The sequence below is a fragment of the Bacillus mexicanus genome (assembly GCF_050445615.1).
In the GTDB taxonomy this organism is placed as follows: domain Bacteria; phylum Bacillota; class Bacilli; order Bacillales; family Bacillaceae; genus Bacillus; species Bacillus mexicanus.
On record NZ_JBCEYV010000002.1, the window covers coordinates 398,459 to 412,125 of the forward strand.

12 protein-coding genes and 1 pseudogene are annotated in these 13,667 nt (G+C 44.6%); 5 read left to right on the forward strand and 8 right to left on the reverse strand.

Going from position 1 to position 13,667, the window contains the following annotated elements; all coding sequences use genetic code 11:
- Positions 1 to 49: 49 nt before the first annotated feature.
- Positions 50 to 802, forward strand: a complete 753-nt coding sequence (locus AAGG74_RS11680; protein ID WP_429675563.1) for a C39 family peptidase — start codon at positions 50 to 52, stop codon at positions 800 to 802.
- Positions 803 to 969: 167 nt separating this feature from the next.
- Here AAGG74_RS11680 and hprF read toward each other — a convergent pair whose 3' ends face one another.
- Genes hprF through hprK form a run of 5 tightly spaced genes read right to left on the reverse strand, consistent with a single transcriptional unit; the run spans position 970 to position 4,859 of the window.
- The gene (gene hprF / locus AAGG74_RS11685; RefSeq protein ID WP_429675565.1) at positions 970 to 1,491 is read right to left on the reverse strand and encodes a heptaprenylglyceryl phosphate O-acetyltransferase; all 522 of its coding nucleotides are present in this window, start codon (positions 1,489 to 1,491) and stop codon (positions 970 to 972) included.
- Positions 1,492 to 1,494: 3 nt separating this feature from the next.
- Positions 1,495 to 2,145, reverse strand: a complete 651-nt coding sequence (ppaX, locus tag AAGG74_RS11690) for a pyrophosphatase PpaX (protein ID WP_162101882.1) — start codon at positions 2,143 to 2,145, stop codon at positions 1,495 to 1,497.
- Positions 2,142 to 3,080, reverse strand: coding sequence for a nucleoside recognition domain-containing protein (locus tag AAGG74_RS11695; protein ID WP_429675567.1), 939 nt, complete (start codon positions 3,078 to 3,080; stop codon positions 2,142 to 2,144). The genes ppaX and AAGG74_RS11695 overlap by 4 nt, the downstream gene beginning before the upstream one ends.
- A 23-nt stretch (positions 3,081 to 3,103) precedes the next feature.
- On the reverse strand, positions 3,104 to 3,913 hold the full coding sequence (gene lgt, locus AAGG74_RS11700) for a prolipoprotein diacylglyceryl transferase (RefSeq protein ID WP_162101884.1): 810 nt from the start codon (positions 3,911 to 3,913) through the stop codon (positions 3,104 to 3,106).
- A 13-nt stretch (positions 3,914 to 3,926) separates the two neighbouring features.
- Entirely contained in the window at positions 3,927 to 4,859 is a 933-nt protein-coding gene (hprK, locus tag AAGG74_RS11705; protein ID WP_162101885.1) for an HPr(Ser) kinase/phosphatase, read from the reverse strand.
- A gap of 180 nt (positions 4,860 to 5,039) precedes the next feature.
- On the opposite strand from hprK, the gene nagA reads away from it, so the two are divergent.
- Positions 5,040 to 6,230 (forward strand): N-acetylglucosamine-6-phosphate deacetylase, encoded by a 1,191-nt coding sequence (nagA, locus tag AAGG74_RS11710; protein WP_429675570.1) that lies wholly within the window; start codon positions 5,040 to 5,042, stop codon positions 6,228 to 6,230.
- On the forward strand, positions 6,227 to 6,955 hold the full coding sequence (gene nagB, locus AAGG74_RS11715; RefSeq protein WP_429675572.1) for a glucosamine-6-phosphate deaminase: 729 nt from the start codon (positions 6,227 to 6,229) through the stop codon (positions 6,953 to 6,955). Before nagA ends, nagB begins: the two co-directional genes overlap by 4 nt.
- Positions 6,956 to 7,290: 335 nt before the next feature.
- Here nagB and AAGG74_RS11720 read toward each other — a convergent pair whose 3' ends face one another.
- Positions 7,291 to 11,160, reverse strand: a complete 3,870-nt coding sequence (locus AAGG74_RS11720; protein WP_429675573.1) for a lamin tail domain-containing metallophosphoesterase family protein — start codon at positions 11,158 to 11,160, stop codon at positions 7,291 to 7,293.
- Positions 11,161 to 11,350: 190 nt separating this feature from the next.
- Here AAGG74_RS11720 and AAGG74_RS11725 point away from each other — a divergent pair, with 190 nt between their 5' ends.
- Positions 11,351 to 11,851 (forward strand): MarR family transcriptional regulator, encoded by a 501-nt coding sequence (locus AAGG74_RS11725; protein WP_225493268.1) that lies wholly within the window; start codon positions 11,351 to 11,353, stop codon positions 11,849 to 11,851.
- A 19-nt stretch (positions 11,852 to 11,870) separates the two neighbouring features.
- Positions 11,871 to 13,080 (forward strand): annotated as a pseudogene (locus AAGG74_RS11730) (MFS transporter).
- 27 nt (positions 13,081 to 13,107) lie between these two features.
- Here the strand turns inward: AAGG74_RS11730 and AAGG74_RS11735 are convergent.
- Both AAGG74_RS11735 and AAGG74_RS11740 read right to left on the reverse strand, forming a co-directional pair.
- Positions 13,108 to 13,467, reverse strand: coding sequence for a phage holin family protein (locus AAGG74_RS11735; RefSeq protein ID WP_429675575.1), 360 nt, complete (start codon positions 13,465 to 13,467; stop codon positions 13,108 to 13,110).
- A 4-nt stretch (positions 13,468 to 13,471) separates the two neighbouring features.
- Entirely contained in the window at positions 13,472 to 13,666 is a 195-nt protein-coding gene (locus AAGG74_RS11740; protein ID WP_162101892.1) for a PspC domain-containing protein, read from the reverse strand.
- Between the last annotated feature and the right edge of the window lies 1 nt (position 13,667).

Below are 13,667 nucleotides of genomic sequence, written 5' to 3' on the forward strand. Positions count from 1 at the left end.
ATGTTTGGCATGATATAATACAAATCAAATAGAGAACAAGGAGATAAAGATGAAAACACTGCGGACTCTATGTGTCCTGATCATACTGATAGGCATTATTTTTTTCGGACTTAAAATAAATGCAAAAGATATAGATATTCCTTTTTTAAACAGCCTTAAAAAAGTGATTTCTGACAGTAATACAGGAACAGATACAAATAGCAAAAAGAAACTGAAGGGAAGCGCCGAACCGCTGGATGTCGTCCTTTACAATCAGATGGACGCGCCTCGGCTCTATAATGGCTGCGAAGTCACAAGCCTTGCGATGGTGCTGAATCACGCAGGATACAGTGTGACCAAAAACACACTGGCAAACCAGATTGTCACAGTTCCTATGACATACAGCAGCGGATTAAAAGGAGATCCGAATGACGGATTTGTCGGTGATATGGCGAATGGTCCCGGTCTCGGCGTCTACCACGGACCGATCTATCAGCTGGCGAAAGCTTATGCCGGAGACAAAGTGTCTGACCTGACTGGCAAACGTATTTCCGCTGTTTACGAACAGCTAGAGAAAGGCAATCCTGTTTGGGTTATTACGACTTCCAGCTTTACGCCGGTTGACAATATGGAGAAATGGAAAACGCCGAACGGAACGATCGATATCACGTACAGTGAACACAGTGTCGCTGTTACGGGATATGATGAAAAATATGTGTATCTCAATGACCCGTATGGCCATAAAAACAGAAAAACCGACAGAGTCGGCTTTGAAAAAGCGTGGAAACAAATGGGCAGCCAGGCCGTCGTGGTTCAAAAATAAAATCTGAAAGCCGATTTAATCTCGAGCAAATAAAACAACATTCACATTTTTCACTTCAAATGAACATATTCAGGATGGGAAAGTGACTATCGACGGCGGCACTATAGATCATGTCGCTAAAAACTAGATTGGCGTTCAGCTATTTTTGAACATAAAAAAGCCCGCTGTTATGATTCAGCGGGCTTTTTCAATCTTTCTTGCATTTCTTCCTTTGTATAGATGATCCTCATCGGATTTCCGCCGACAAATGCGCCGGCGGGTACATCTTTATGGACAAGTGTTCCAGCGGATACAACTGCGCCATTCCCTATTTCCACACCGGGCAAAATGGTCGTGTTGGCACCGATCATCACTTCGTCTCCGATCAGGACCTTGCCGATCCGGTATTCCTGAATCAAATACTCATGGGCCAAAATGGTCGTATTGTACCCGATAATTGTATTTGTTCCGACCGAGATTTTTTCCGGAAACATAATATCCGGCATCACCATGAGGGCAAAGGATGTCTGCCTTCCGACTTTCATTCGCAGAAATGTACGGTACAGCCAATTTTTCATCCCTATGAACGGTGTATACCTCGCCATTTGAATGACAATAAAATTTTTAACAACCTTTACAAAAGGAACCGTTCGGTAGACTTGCCACAGAGAGTTGGCTCCCGAGACCGGATGCCGATCTGTTTTTCTCACAGATTACTTCACTCCAACGATTTGTAATAGATCACTCATTTTCTCGAGCATATAGTCAGGATCATGCTTCGCCAGTGCTTCCGGCCCTTTAATCGTCCATGCAACTCCGGCCGTTTTTGTTCCGGCGTTTTTCCCTGCCAGCACATCATGGTAATTATCTCCGACCATAATCGCTTCCTCCGGCTCGCTTCCAAGCTGTTTCAGCGCTAATAGCACAGGTTCGGGATCAGGTTTTGCCTTCGTTACATCATCAAGGGTGACGACCGTTTCAAAGAATTCGCCGATTCCTGTCAGCTTGAGGCCCATATTGACAGTATCTCTTAATTTCGTTGTCACGATCCCTAATGTAAAGCCGGATTTTTTTAATGCATCAAGGGTTTCATACACTGTTTCATATTCAGTCACGAATGTATCATGCTTATCATGATTGTACGCTCTGTACATGGCGATCATATCATCGCACTTATCAGCATCCATCGAGGAGAATGTGTCAAAAAGAGACGGCCCGATAAACGCGAGGACATCTTCCCGTTTATACTTGTTCGGATAATAGTGCTCCAGTGTATGTAAAAAGGACGCGATAATTAATTCATTTGTATTAATCAAAGTTCCGTCTAAATCAAACAGAATCGTCGTTACTTGTTTGTCACTCATATTGCTTCCTTTCCAACCACTGAGGGTTTCCATTTTTTCCATGTGTACGCAATAGTCATTGTCAGAAGCACTGCTGTAGTGACACGAATCAAAAGAAGAGGCCAGACCGGTATGCCGAGCGGAATAAAGACAAGTGTATCTTCCACGACCGCGTGGCAGGCAACAAGAAAAACAAATGCCAATGTCATATCCCGCCTGCCCACGCCGTCATCCTCAACAGCTTTGATCATCACACCCGCTCCGTAGGCCAGACCGATTGTCAGACCCGCCACCATCGTCATGGACGTGTTTTTGTTCATGCCAAGCAGCTGTGTAAACGGAGACAGCCATCTGGAAAACCGATGCAGCCAGCCTAGTTCTCTTAAAAACTGAATGATGATCATCAGCGGGATTACAATTGCCACAAGCTGTAAAACACCAAGTCCGGCTTTCATTAAAGCTTCGGCCAGCATTGCCAGCCAGCCGTCAGGAGCCGCATGCTTCGCGGTGATAAAACCGTACTGCGCCGTTTCCTGTCCGCCGTGCCAGATGAGGTTGATGACGAACGCTGACACAGCGGCCAAACCGATGCGCACCGCCAATATAATGCCAATTCTGATGCCGACCTTTGCGGCAACTGTCGATTCGATAATCAAGTTATGACAGAATGAAAGCATGACAGCTAAAATAAAGACTTCCTTTACAGATAAATCCAATGTCATAATCCCGGCAATTCCGGCGTACAGATTCAGCGTATTCCCCAGCACAAGGGGAATAGCCGCTTCACCCGAAAGCCCGAAAAGCCCCATAACCGGTGTGATCAGCCGTATCAGCCAATCCATGACAGGCGTATGCTGAAGTATAGTGACCAATAATGTGACTGGAAAAATGACTTTCCCGAGAGTCCATGTTGTTTGAAGACCCGCCGCAAGACCGGCTCGAAAGATCTTCTGCATTTCTCATCCCCCTTTGTTGACCTTTACTCCGCGTACCGCTCTTTCGAGTATCCCTTGACGCGTCTGAAAATAATGGCTGCCACAGCCAAAACAATCAATACGATTGAAATCACCTGAGCGATGCGAAGTCCCTCAGTCAGCATTAAGCTATCAGTCCGCATTCCTTCTATAAAGTATCTTCCAATTGAATACCAAATGATATAGATCAAAAACATCTCGCCTCTATGTAAATTTGCTTTGCGCAAGGACAGCAAAATGATGACGCCGACAAAGCTCCATAATGATTCATATAAAAAAGTAGGATGATAATATTGTCCGCCAATGTACATTTGATTGATGATAAATTCAGGAAGGTGCAGGCTTTCTAAAAAGGCTCTGCTGACTGCCTCGCCATGCGCTTCCTGATTCATGAAGTTTCCCCAGCGGCCGATCGCCTGTCCGAGCAAAATGCTTGGCGCGGCAATATCCGCAAGCTTCCAGAACGAAAGGTTTTTCACTCTTGAAAACACATAACCCGTTAAAATGGCGCCAATCAATCCGCCGTGAATGGCAATGCCGCCCTTCCAAATCTTAATGATTTCTCCCGGATGTGCCGCATAATAATCCCATTCGAATGCAACATAATAAATTCGCGCGCAAATAATCGCAATCGGAATGGCAAACAAGACAAGATCGATAAACGTATCCTTCTTGAGCCCCCGTTTCTCACTTTCCCTCATTGCAATCCAAAGCCCAAGCAAAGCGCCAAGACCGATAATGATTCCATACCAATGGACGGCCAGCGGTCCGAGCTGAAAAGCTATTGGATTGAGTGGTTCTATCGCTTCATTCATTTAACGCCAACTCCTATTCGTCATGTTCACTGTCTTCAATGACATCCGACAGCTTATTGGTAAATTGCTCAGCAGCGTTCAGCCCCATCCGCTTCAACCTGAAGTTCATTGCTGCCACTTCGATGATGACTGCGAGATTTCTGCCCGGACGGACGGGAATCGTCAATTTTGTAATCTCTGTATCAATAATTTTCATGGTTTCTTCCTCAAGCCCGAGACGGTCGTATTGCTTACCCTGCTCCCAAAGCTCAAGATTCATAATAATTGTAATTCGTTTATTGCTTCTGACCGCACCAGCGCCAAACAGCGTCATCACGTTGATAATGCCAAGCCCTCTGATTTCAAGGAGATGCTCAATTAATTCAGGCGCATTTCCGACAAGGGTATCCTGATCCTCCTGCCGAATTTCAACGCAATCATCGGCAACAAGGCGGTGCCCCCTTTTTACAAGCTCCAGCGCGGTTTCACTTTTCCCGACGCCGCTCTTGCCGGTGATCAGCACGCCGACGCCATAAATATCAACAAGAACGCCATGAATCGCCGTAGTAGGCGCCAGCCGGCTCTCAAGGAAGTTAGTTAAACGGCTTGACAGCCTCGTCGTTTTTAACGGTGATCTGAGAACAGGCACGCCATTTTGCTCTGAAGCATCAATCAGCTCCTGCGGGATCGGCATATCTCTAGAAAGAATGATAGCTGGTGTTACATCAGTGCACAGAGAATTCATTCGCTGCTTTTTATCCTCTTCCGGCAGCTGTGCAAAGAAAGAAAGCTCTGTTTTTCCGAGAAGCTGCACGCGCTCTCTCGGGTAATATGTAAAATATCCGGCAATTTCCATGCCTGGTCTAGATAAATCACTCATTGTAATCGGGCGGTTAATCCCTTCTTCTCCGCTGATTAATTCCAGATTGAACTGTTCCATTACGTCTTTTGTGCGAACCTTTGCCACGATATGTTCCTCCTGTTCCGGGCTGCCCCGAGCTTGCTCACAATACTTTCATTTTATCACTTTCAGGCTTGACCTAAAACAGATTTTATAAAAGACTGGAAAACGCCTTTGCTGGTCTAGATCACTAATCTGAAAAGAAGTAAAATAAATGTATTCATATTCCAGAAAGGCGGCTCATTTATGACAGAAAGTCTTCTTATCAAAGGCATTTCGATCGTAACAGAACAGGAAGTCATCAAAAACGGCTATGTCGGAATCAATAAAGGAAAAATCAGCACAATCTCAACAAAACAGCCTAAAGAGTCTTTTTCAAAAGAGATTCAAGCACCGGCTGATTCCGTTTTACTCCCCGGCATGATTGACATCCATATTCACGGCGGCTATGGCGCAGATACGATGGATGCAAGCTTTTCCGCTCTCGACACCCTGTCATTAAGACTGCCAGAAGAAGGCACGACAAGCTTTTTAGCAACAACAATTACCCAGGAACACGGGCACATTTCTCAAGCTTTAGGAAATGCCAGGGATTGGAAAATAACTGAAGAATCCTCTTTATTAGGCGCAGAACTGCTCGGCATACATTTAGAGGGACCCTTTGTCTCACCCAAAAGAGCCGGAGCGCAGCCAAAGGAATGGATCAGGCCAGCGGATGTTGCGCTTTTCCAAAGGTGGCAGCAGAAGGCGGGCGGACTGATCAAAATAGTCACTCTCGCGCCCGAAGAAGATCAGCATTTTGAACTGATCCGCTATTTGAAAAAAGAATCGATTATCGCGTCGATGGGGCACACAGATGCCGACTCCGCATTACTGCTGGAAGCCGCAAAAGCAGGTGCAAGCCACATGACACATCTTTACAATGCGATGAGTCCGTTTCATCACCGGGAACCCGGTGTAATCGGAACTGCGCTTGCCCATGACGGATTTATGACAGAGCTCATTGCCGACGGTATCCACTCCCATCCTTTAGCGGCAAAGCTTGCTTTTTTGGCAAAAGGCAGCAGCAAGCTTATTCTCATTACCGATTCCATGAGGGCAAAAGGCCTGAAAGACGGCGTATATGAATTCGGCGGCCAAAGTGTGACGGTTAGAGGAAAAACAGCTCTGCTTTCAGATGGAACACTTGCCGGTTCGATTCTCAAAATGAATGAAGGCGCACAGCATATGCGTAAGTTTACAAATTGCTCTTGGATGGATATAGCGAATATAACATCTGCAAACGCGGCCAAACAGCTGGGCATCTTTGACCGAAAAGGCAGTGTGGCAGAGGGAAAAGATGCCGATCTTGTCATTGTCAGCAGTGATTGCGAGGTGATTCTCACTATTTGCCGCGGAAACATTGCATTTATATCTAAGGAGGCTGACCAGATATGAAAGTAATGGAAGTTCAAACATATGAAGAGCTTAGCCAAAAAGCATCCAGCATAGTAGCGGATATCATCAGAAAAAAACCTGACGCTGTTCTCGGTTTAGCGACAGGCGGAACACCGGAAGGCATGTATCGAGAACTGATTCGTCTGCATCAAACTGAAAATCTCTCATTTCGGAATGTCACCACTGTTAATTTAGATGAATACGCCGGGCTTTCAAGCGATGACCCAAACAGCTATCACTACTATATGAAAAGCCGATTTTTCCAGCATATCGACAGTAAGCCGAGCCGTCATTTTATTCCGAATGGACAGGCAGACAATCTCGAAGTCGAGTGCAGACGGTACGAACAAATAGTCGAAGCTCTCGGCGGGACTGACATTCAGCTTCTTGGCATCGGCCGAAACGGACATATCGGCTTCAATGAACCGGGAACACCTTTCAAGTCGCAAACACACGTTGTGACTTTAAATGAACAAACACGCCAGGCGAATGCCCGATATTTCCCCTCAATAGACAGTGTCCCGAAAAAAGCGCTCACAATGGGAATCCAGACAATTCTCTCAAGCAAGCGCATCCTGCTGCTTATTTCCGGCAAAAGCAAAGCAGAGGCTGCGAAAAAGCTGTTAGAAGGTGACATCAATGAAGATTTCCCTGCATCTGCTTTGCACTTACATTCCGATGTAACGGTTTTGGTTGATCGCGAAGCAGCAGCATCAAGGCGTTAAAAGAAACATGGTTGACTGATAAAAATACTAAACAAGCACTTCTCCCCGCGGTTTTCATATATCCTCGGTAAAGCAGTCCTTGAGGTGCTTGTTCCATTTTCAGCTTGCTGACATTAGAAGGAGCTTAGTGAACCGTCATTCGGCATATTCCGCTTATCGGGAGAAAAGCAAGCGATTTCAAGTGCAAAACAGGAGCTTAAACCAAGCTCCCCAACATTTTCACCATTCAAATACGGTTCCTAAACTAAACAACGTTTTTATAGTACGGAACAGCTTTTAAACATGCATACAGAGGCGACTTTCACATTTTCTCAAAAAAATCTCCAACCCCTTTTTTAAGGATTGGAGACATGGCGAAAATCCAACTGATCTGGCGCAGGACGATATGTCTCTTCTTTCGTCTTGAACTTCCAGATCGGTGATCTTGTTTTTCCATTAAAACTGTCTTCTACAATCGTGTACCAATAATAAACAGTATGCGGCTCAAGTTGGTTCCAGCGGAATTCAGCGATATCCTCACTCTTCACTTGCTCCCGTTTTCCAAGCTCTTCATTGGTATATACATTACACTCAAAATAATCGGTTTCCACCTTTTTGATCCTGGGCTTCAAATCAAGAGAAAGGGAAAACTCATCCTTATTGCCGTAGGTATCTGTATCATAATAGTTTTTATCGTTTACATACGGAGAGTACGTCGATACATGCACCATATCATTCGCTTGGTCGAATTGCAGTAATCGCAAGTACCCTTGTCCCCCTTCTGGCCCGCCTTGATAGTCGGCAAGCATTTGATGCACGAGGCGATCTGTTTTTCCATCTCCATCATCATCTAGCTCATCAGTTTTTCTCACCGCGCTATGATAATGTCCGCTCAACACCATCACGACATTCGGATTTGGCTTCACGACGTTTTTGAATATTTTCTCTCCGATCGGGCTTCTGTTTCCGCTGACCAGCAAATACTCATGAAAAGCTAAAACAGCCATCCGGTCAGGGTGCTTCTTCAGCATCTGATTCATCCATGCAATGTCTTCATCGGTAATGCCCCACCCCATGTACAGCATGATATAATCATTGCCTTTGCTTGAAATCAGATCATAATGTCCGCGATTATTTTTATAGGAGCCTCCATAATATAATTTTTTTCCAAAACGATCACTGCCAAAGTATTTTCCAAAGGCCCTGTAGGACCCGTCTTTATGCCCGACATCGTGGTTACCGGCCAGCACGCCGTAAGGAATTCCGCTTTTATCCAGAACGGACATTGACCGATTGGCGTTTTTCCACTGTCTGATATCAGCTGAATCATCTACAATATCACCTGTGTGAAACACATATTTGATATTGAGCCTCTTTTGATTGTCTTTGATCCAAGCAGTTTGTTTATCAAAAATATGCGGATAGCTTTCGGCGTAATACTGTGTATCGGACATCCAGACAAAGGTGTACATATCCTTGGCAGGAGGAATTTCATCTTGTACGATCACATTCATCTTCGACTTCCGCACAAAATCGGAGACGATGACAGACGCTTTCAGCGTAAACGACTTGTCATTCTTTGCAACAAAGCTGTCAACAGGCTGCCACTCGTTGGTCCGGTAATTCCACACATACATCGTTACTTTTCTCCCAGGTAAAGAACTTCCCTTCCAAACCGCTTCCGCCAAATCGTTCTCATCAACTGAAGGATCAACCGTTACTTCAAAACGATGATAAGGAAACAGCTCCTTCTTTTCAGTTGATACAGTCTTACCGTCTGCCGCAGATACCCGCTCCAATTCTTTATTCGTAAACGGCGTCTCACTTTCCGGCATAAAACCTTTCGGCGGTTCAGTCAGTGACGCGTGCTTGAATATTTTCACATTGTTACGTGCTGTATATTGAAATCCTCTATAAAAAGCGACATCCATAGCGTCATTCGTCGGATCTTTCACCCGCACAGATAGCTTAGCCCTATGCGTATCAACTTTGCTATCTATGACCTCCGGCTGATCTGGATGCTCTCGCTCTGTTTTGAACGTCCGCTCAATCACTGTTTTATTGCCAGCGAGATCCACTGCTGTCACTTTTAACGAATGCTTCCCAGGCAAAAGATCGGAAGATGACGTATGGTACGGAAGTGTAATGCTTTCACCGTCTAAAGATGCCTCTGTTTCTTCAATTTTGCTCCATTTATCATACATATCCGCCTGCAGGATGAGGTTTCCTTTATACGTTTGCCCCTCGGTGATATTCGGCTCGATGTGCGGCCCGGAATTATCTACCCGCACAACCAGACTTACATTTTCTTTGCCGTCGCTTACTTGAATATGGTGAGCGCCTTCAGAAAGCTTTGTTGTATCCCACTCCAATAGCTGTGACGTAAAAAGTTCGTCAGGCAGATTGAATTGATATTGCCAGCTTTTATTCGAACGCTGATTATCTCCAATAAACAGTTCTTTCTCAGGAGAAACCCTTTGATCCCTGATCACGGTTCCATCCGATAACACCAATCGGGCATTTTTGACTAAGAAATCGTCACGATTTTCAGCCGTATCAAAAGGAGAGACCTTTGAACCTGACCGTATCGTAATACGCTGCAGCTGCTTCCCTTTACGAAGCATTGTCTCTGGTAATGGAACAGAGTAGGTGCGGTATTTATTTGTTGTATCATCAAACACCTTTAATACTTTGCCTTCCATTGTTACCGCGTTTTTAAAATAAAGATTCGTTTTCCTCGTATCGAACGCAAAAAATACTTCCTTTTCCATAGCAGGCTCTGTCACTTGTTTCTTTCCATCAATCCACAGCTTCATGCTGCCAGTGCGCCCGTCTGTCGTCGCTTTCAGAAACTGGGTTCCCGACAGCGTGTCTCTGTTTTCAATGTTCATCCGCAAACCATGAGACTTGCTGGTTTGTTTAATATCAATCATTTTGACCGGCGTTTTTGCTTCATTGATCCCGTCTCCTGCCGCCACGTAATACTCAAGCTGGTCCATCCCGATCAGCTCAGGTGAATACACAATATAATGGTAGAGATTGTCATTCCGATCTTTTTCAGCAAGAATGCGCTTAAACGGTTTGTTTTCATCTGTCCGATAGTAAAAAGCTGCCGTTTTCACAAGACTTCGATCCTGTATGTCAGCACGCAGCTCCACGCTTTCAGCAGGACGGACAGGTTTGCGGTCCGTTAAATCCTCAATGACCGGTTTTTCTTTATCAAGCTTGATTTTTCGTTTCTGCTCAGGCACCTGCGCCTGTAGTACAGTTCCGGGTGACGGGGTCTTTTCTCCGATTGAAATATTGAGAAGTTCTGCGGTTCCGTCCAGCGGATACTTGTAAAGCACAGACGACAGCCGGCGCAGCGCATGTTTTCGGTAATGCGCAACTGAAATATCTTTACCTGTATTTGTTGCGATCACAACTGCTCGCGGCTTGGTATTGGCCATGCCCTCTGTGCCTTCTATCACCGCAAGATTTTTCCCTTCCGTTAATTGCGTCTGATAATATCGATTGAAATCCTCCGCCTGCAATTCTGGATGTCCGGCAGGCTTCAGCCAAATCACAAACGTTTCCCCGGATGGTATCATGATCCTTTCATCCGGTCTCCAAATCAGATCGGAATCAGGCCCTTCTTTTGGATAGCGATAACGAATGTGATAGTCTTTAAAATCAATCGTTCTGTCAGTTGTATTATAAAGCTCAATAAATTCATAGCCGTCTGCACGTCCCTTGTTCTTTGTATCAACCGCTAGTTCTGTAATCAGAAGCTCAGGAATATGAGCAAGATCAGCCTGATATCCTTCAAGCTTTAGCTTTTTCATCTCCGACTCAATCCGCTGCTTTCCATTGGAGACCACAATGTAATACTCAAGCTCGCTATTCCATATCAGCCGTTTCGGAATTTGCGCGAAAAACTTTCGGACTGCTCCAGGTGTCGGATCCATCGGCACCATTTTGAAGCCCAGCTCACTACTTTGTTTATAAAACAGAAAGGCAGAAAATGCTTGATACTCGTTGTCACGCACTTGAGCCTCAATCATCAGATTGCTTTTCATTTCAGCTTTCACTTCAATTTGAGGAGGATTTTCCAGCAAGGGTATGTAATGAGGCGTTTGGAACGATTCCTGTTTTGTCATAGGGACAGCTTTCGGTTCATGATGGCCGCCAGATAAAACAGAAAGAAAAGACAAAAGCAAAGAAGCGATAACTGTGTAGTTCCTCATCAAAACACCTCCCTTTTCACGTATTTTGCATCTGAACAGGGTAGCTTATGAGTCCATTTTTAAATTTCTATATTGTCAACCAAGAAACATTTTTGTCATTTATTCATAACTTTTTTGACACATACGCCTAAAAGACGTATATTATTATCGTTTACCAGTGAACAATAAACCAAAAAAGAAGGTTGAAACAATGTCCAATTTGACAAAGCAGATGATATACGACGTATACGTGAGACTATTGCACCTTAATGAACAAAAAGCGAACACATCACTTCAGCGATTTTTTAAGAAGGCCGCCAAAGAGGATATGATTGATATCCCTAAAAACATGACAAGTATTCATGTTATTGACTGTATCGGCCAGCATGAACCCATTAACAATGCGGGAATCGCCAGAAAAATGAACTTATCGAAGGCGAATGTCACGAAAATCAGCACAAAACTGATTAAGGAAGAATTCATTAACAGCTATCAGCTGACAGATAACAAGAAAGAAGTGTATTTCAAATTAACCCGTAAAGGCAGACGGATTTTCGACTTGCATGAGAAATTGCATAAAAAAAAGGAGCTGGCGTTTTACCAATTCCTCGACTCATTCTCACAAGATGAGCAAAATGCTGTACTGAAATTTTTAGAGCAGCTGACGTCTTCAGTTGAAGCAGAACAAACCAACGAGACTCCGGACAAATAACACAAAAGGCGGTGTACCAATGGCTCAAACGAAATCAAGGGCGGTATTGATCTTATACACTGTATGCTTCAGCGCGTTTTTTGCATCTTTAAGCCAAAACATTTATTCACCGATTATCCCGATTATTAAAGAATCGTTCCATGTTTCCGCAGCAATGGTCAATCTGTCAGTCTCAGTCTTTATGATTGTGACAGCGATTATGCAAATTATTTTAGGAACCATCATCGATTTTAAAGGCGCACGGTTTGTTTTGATCGCTGGAATTCTGGCAGCGGCAGCTGCCAGCGTCGGCTGTGCGGTGACCACCGACTTTACTTTGTTTCTGATATTCAGAATGATACAGGCGGCCGGGTCCGCAGCACTGCCTCTTATTGCTGCCACAATAATCGGACAGCTGTTTACAGGCAGTGAACGCGGAAGTGCCATGGGAACGTATCAAATGCTCCTTTCCGCCGCTCCAGCTATCGCGCCTGTCCTTGGGGGATTGATAGGCGGAGCAGCCGGGTACGAAGGGATCTTTTGGATGCTTACGGCCGTCTCTGTCATTATGCTGGCGGCAAACACCATGATCTTTCCCAAGGACGCTCCCGCTGAATCTAAGCAGAAAGCTAAGGGAAATGTTTTTGCCCATTACAAATCAATATTTACAAATCGAACAGGAAACGTCATTTTAACCTTAAGCTTTGTCCTCTTTTTCATTTATTTTGCGGTAATCGTCTACCTCCCGATATTGCTGACGGATCATTATCATATTGATGTGAGCATAGCAGGGCTGTTGTATTTGCCACTGGCCCTTAGTACAATCGCAGGTACTTTCTGTTTAAACGAATACAGGCAAAAGTCACGCTGAACACTTTGTTTATCGGCAGCAGTGTGATGGCGGCCTGCAGCATCATTTTATTCGCCGTTACACATTCCGTTTCTCTTATTCTCATGGCTCTCGCACTGGCATTGTTTGGCATCTCAATGGGGGTCATTCCTCCCTTATACTCCACAATGATCACCAACGAATTTGAACACAACAGGGGGAGTGCAATCGGAATGTTTAACTTTATCAGATACACAGGCATGGCGGCGGGCCCGATGATATCAGCCTATCTGCTCACCATGATGCCGTCTGTCATGTCGTTTGGCCTCTTAGGCCTTATATTTGCCGCATTGAGCTTTTCCTTCTGCCGCAATTGTATCCGCCGCAAAAGCGTATAAAACAAAAAAAGCACCACATGTAAAAAAGCTGCCATTGCACGGCAGCTTTTTTATTTTTTTCTAAGAGGATCTAAAATTCCTTTTTGAATCAGCAAATGGAAGACCGACAAGATAACGGATGCCCATATCGCTGCGCCGAAGCCGTCAATTTGAAAACTGTCACCCATAATAGCCGCGGTCAACATCAGCGTGATGGCGTTAATCACAAACAAGAAGAGACCGAACGTCACCATCGTGACTGGCAGTGTAAAGATAATCAAAAGCGGTTTAATCAGCACGTTTAAGATCGATAAAATGAGGCTGGCGATAATCGCCGCCCCGATGCTGCTGATATGGATGGAATCAATGTATCCATCAATAACAATTAATAACAATGCATTTACCAAAATGCTGACTGCCCATTTCACCATATCATTACATATCCCTTTCTGATGGAACGATAAAAATCCAAATGATATAAATGAGCAAAACAGGTAAAACACTTGTCATAACAGCCAGGATGACAGTTATAACTCTGAGAAGCGAGGCATCCCAATTGAAATATTCCGCGAGTCCTCCGATGACACCCGCAATTTTTTTGTTTTTTTCTGAGCGATAAAGTCTATTCATT

Excerpts from the sequence above, each read along its gene's own strand:
- AAGG74_RS11680 (WP_429675563.1), top strand. The coding sequence starts at position 50 with ATGAAAACACTGCGGACTCTATGTGTCCTGATCATACTGATAGGCATT.
- ppaX (WP_162101882.1), bottom strand. The coding sequence starts at position 2,145 with ATGAGTGACAAACAAGTAACGACGATTCTGTTTGATTTAGACGGAACT.
- AAGG74_RS11695 (WP_429675567.1), bottom strand. The coding sequence starts at position 3,080 with ATGCAGAAGATCTTTCGAGCCGGTCTTGCGGCGGGTCTTCAAACAACA.
- lgt (WP_162101884.1), bottom strand. The coding sequence starts at position 3,913 with ATGAATGAAGCGATAGAACCACTCAATCCAATAGCTTTTCAGCTCGGA.
- nagA (WP_429675570.1), top strand. The coding sequence starts at position 5,040 with ATGACAGAAAGTCTTCTTATCAAAGGCATTTCGATCGTAACAGAACAG.
- nagB (WP_429675572.1), top strand. The coding sequence starts at position 6,227 with ATGAAAGTAATGGAAGTTCAAACATATGAAGAGCTTAGCCAAAAAGCA.
- AAGG74_RS11720 (WP_429675573.1), bottom strand. The coding sequence starts at position 11,160 with ATGAGGAACTACACAGTTATCGCTTCTTTGCTTTTGTCTTTTCTTTCT.
- AAGG74_RS11725 (WP_225493268.1), top strand. The coding sequence starts at position 11,351 with ATGTCCAATTTGACAAAGCAGATGATATACGACGTATACGTGAGACTA.
- AAGG74_RS11735 (WP_429675575.1), bottom strand. The coding sequence starts at position 13,467 with ATGGTGAAATGGGCAGTCAGCATTTTGGTAAATGCATTGTTATTAATT.
- AAGG74_RS11740 (WP_162101892.1), bottom strand. The coding sequence starts at position 13,666 with ATGAATAGACTTTATCGCTCAGAAAAAAACAAAAAAATTGCGGGTGTC.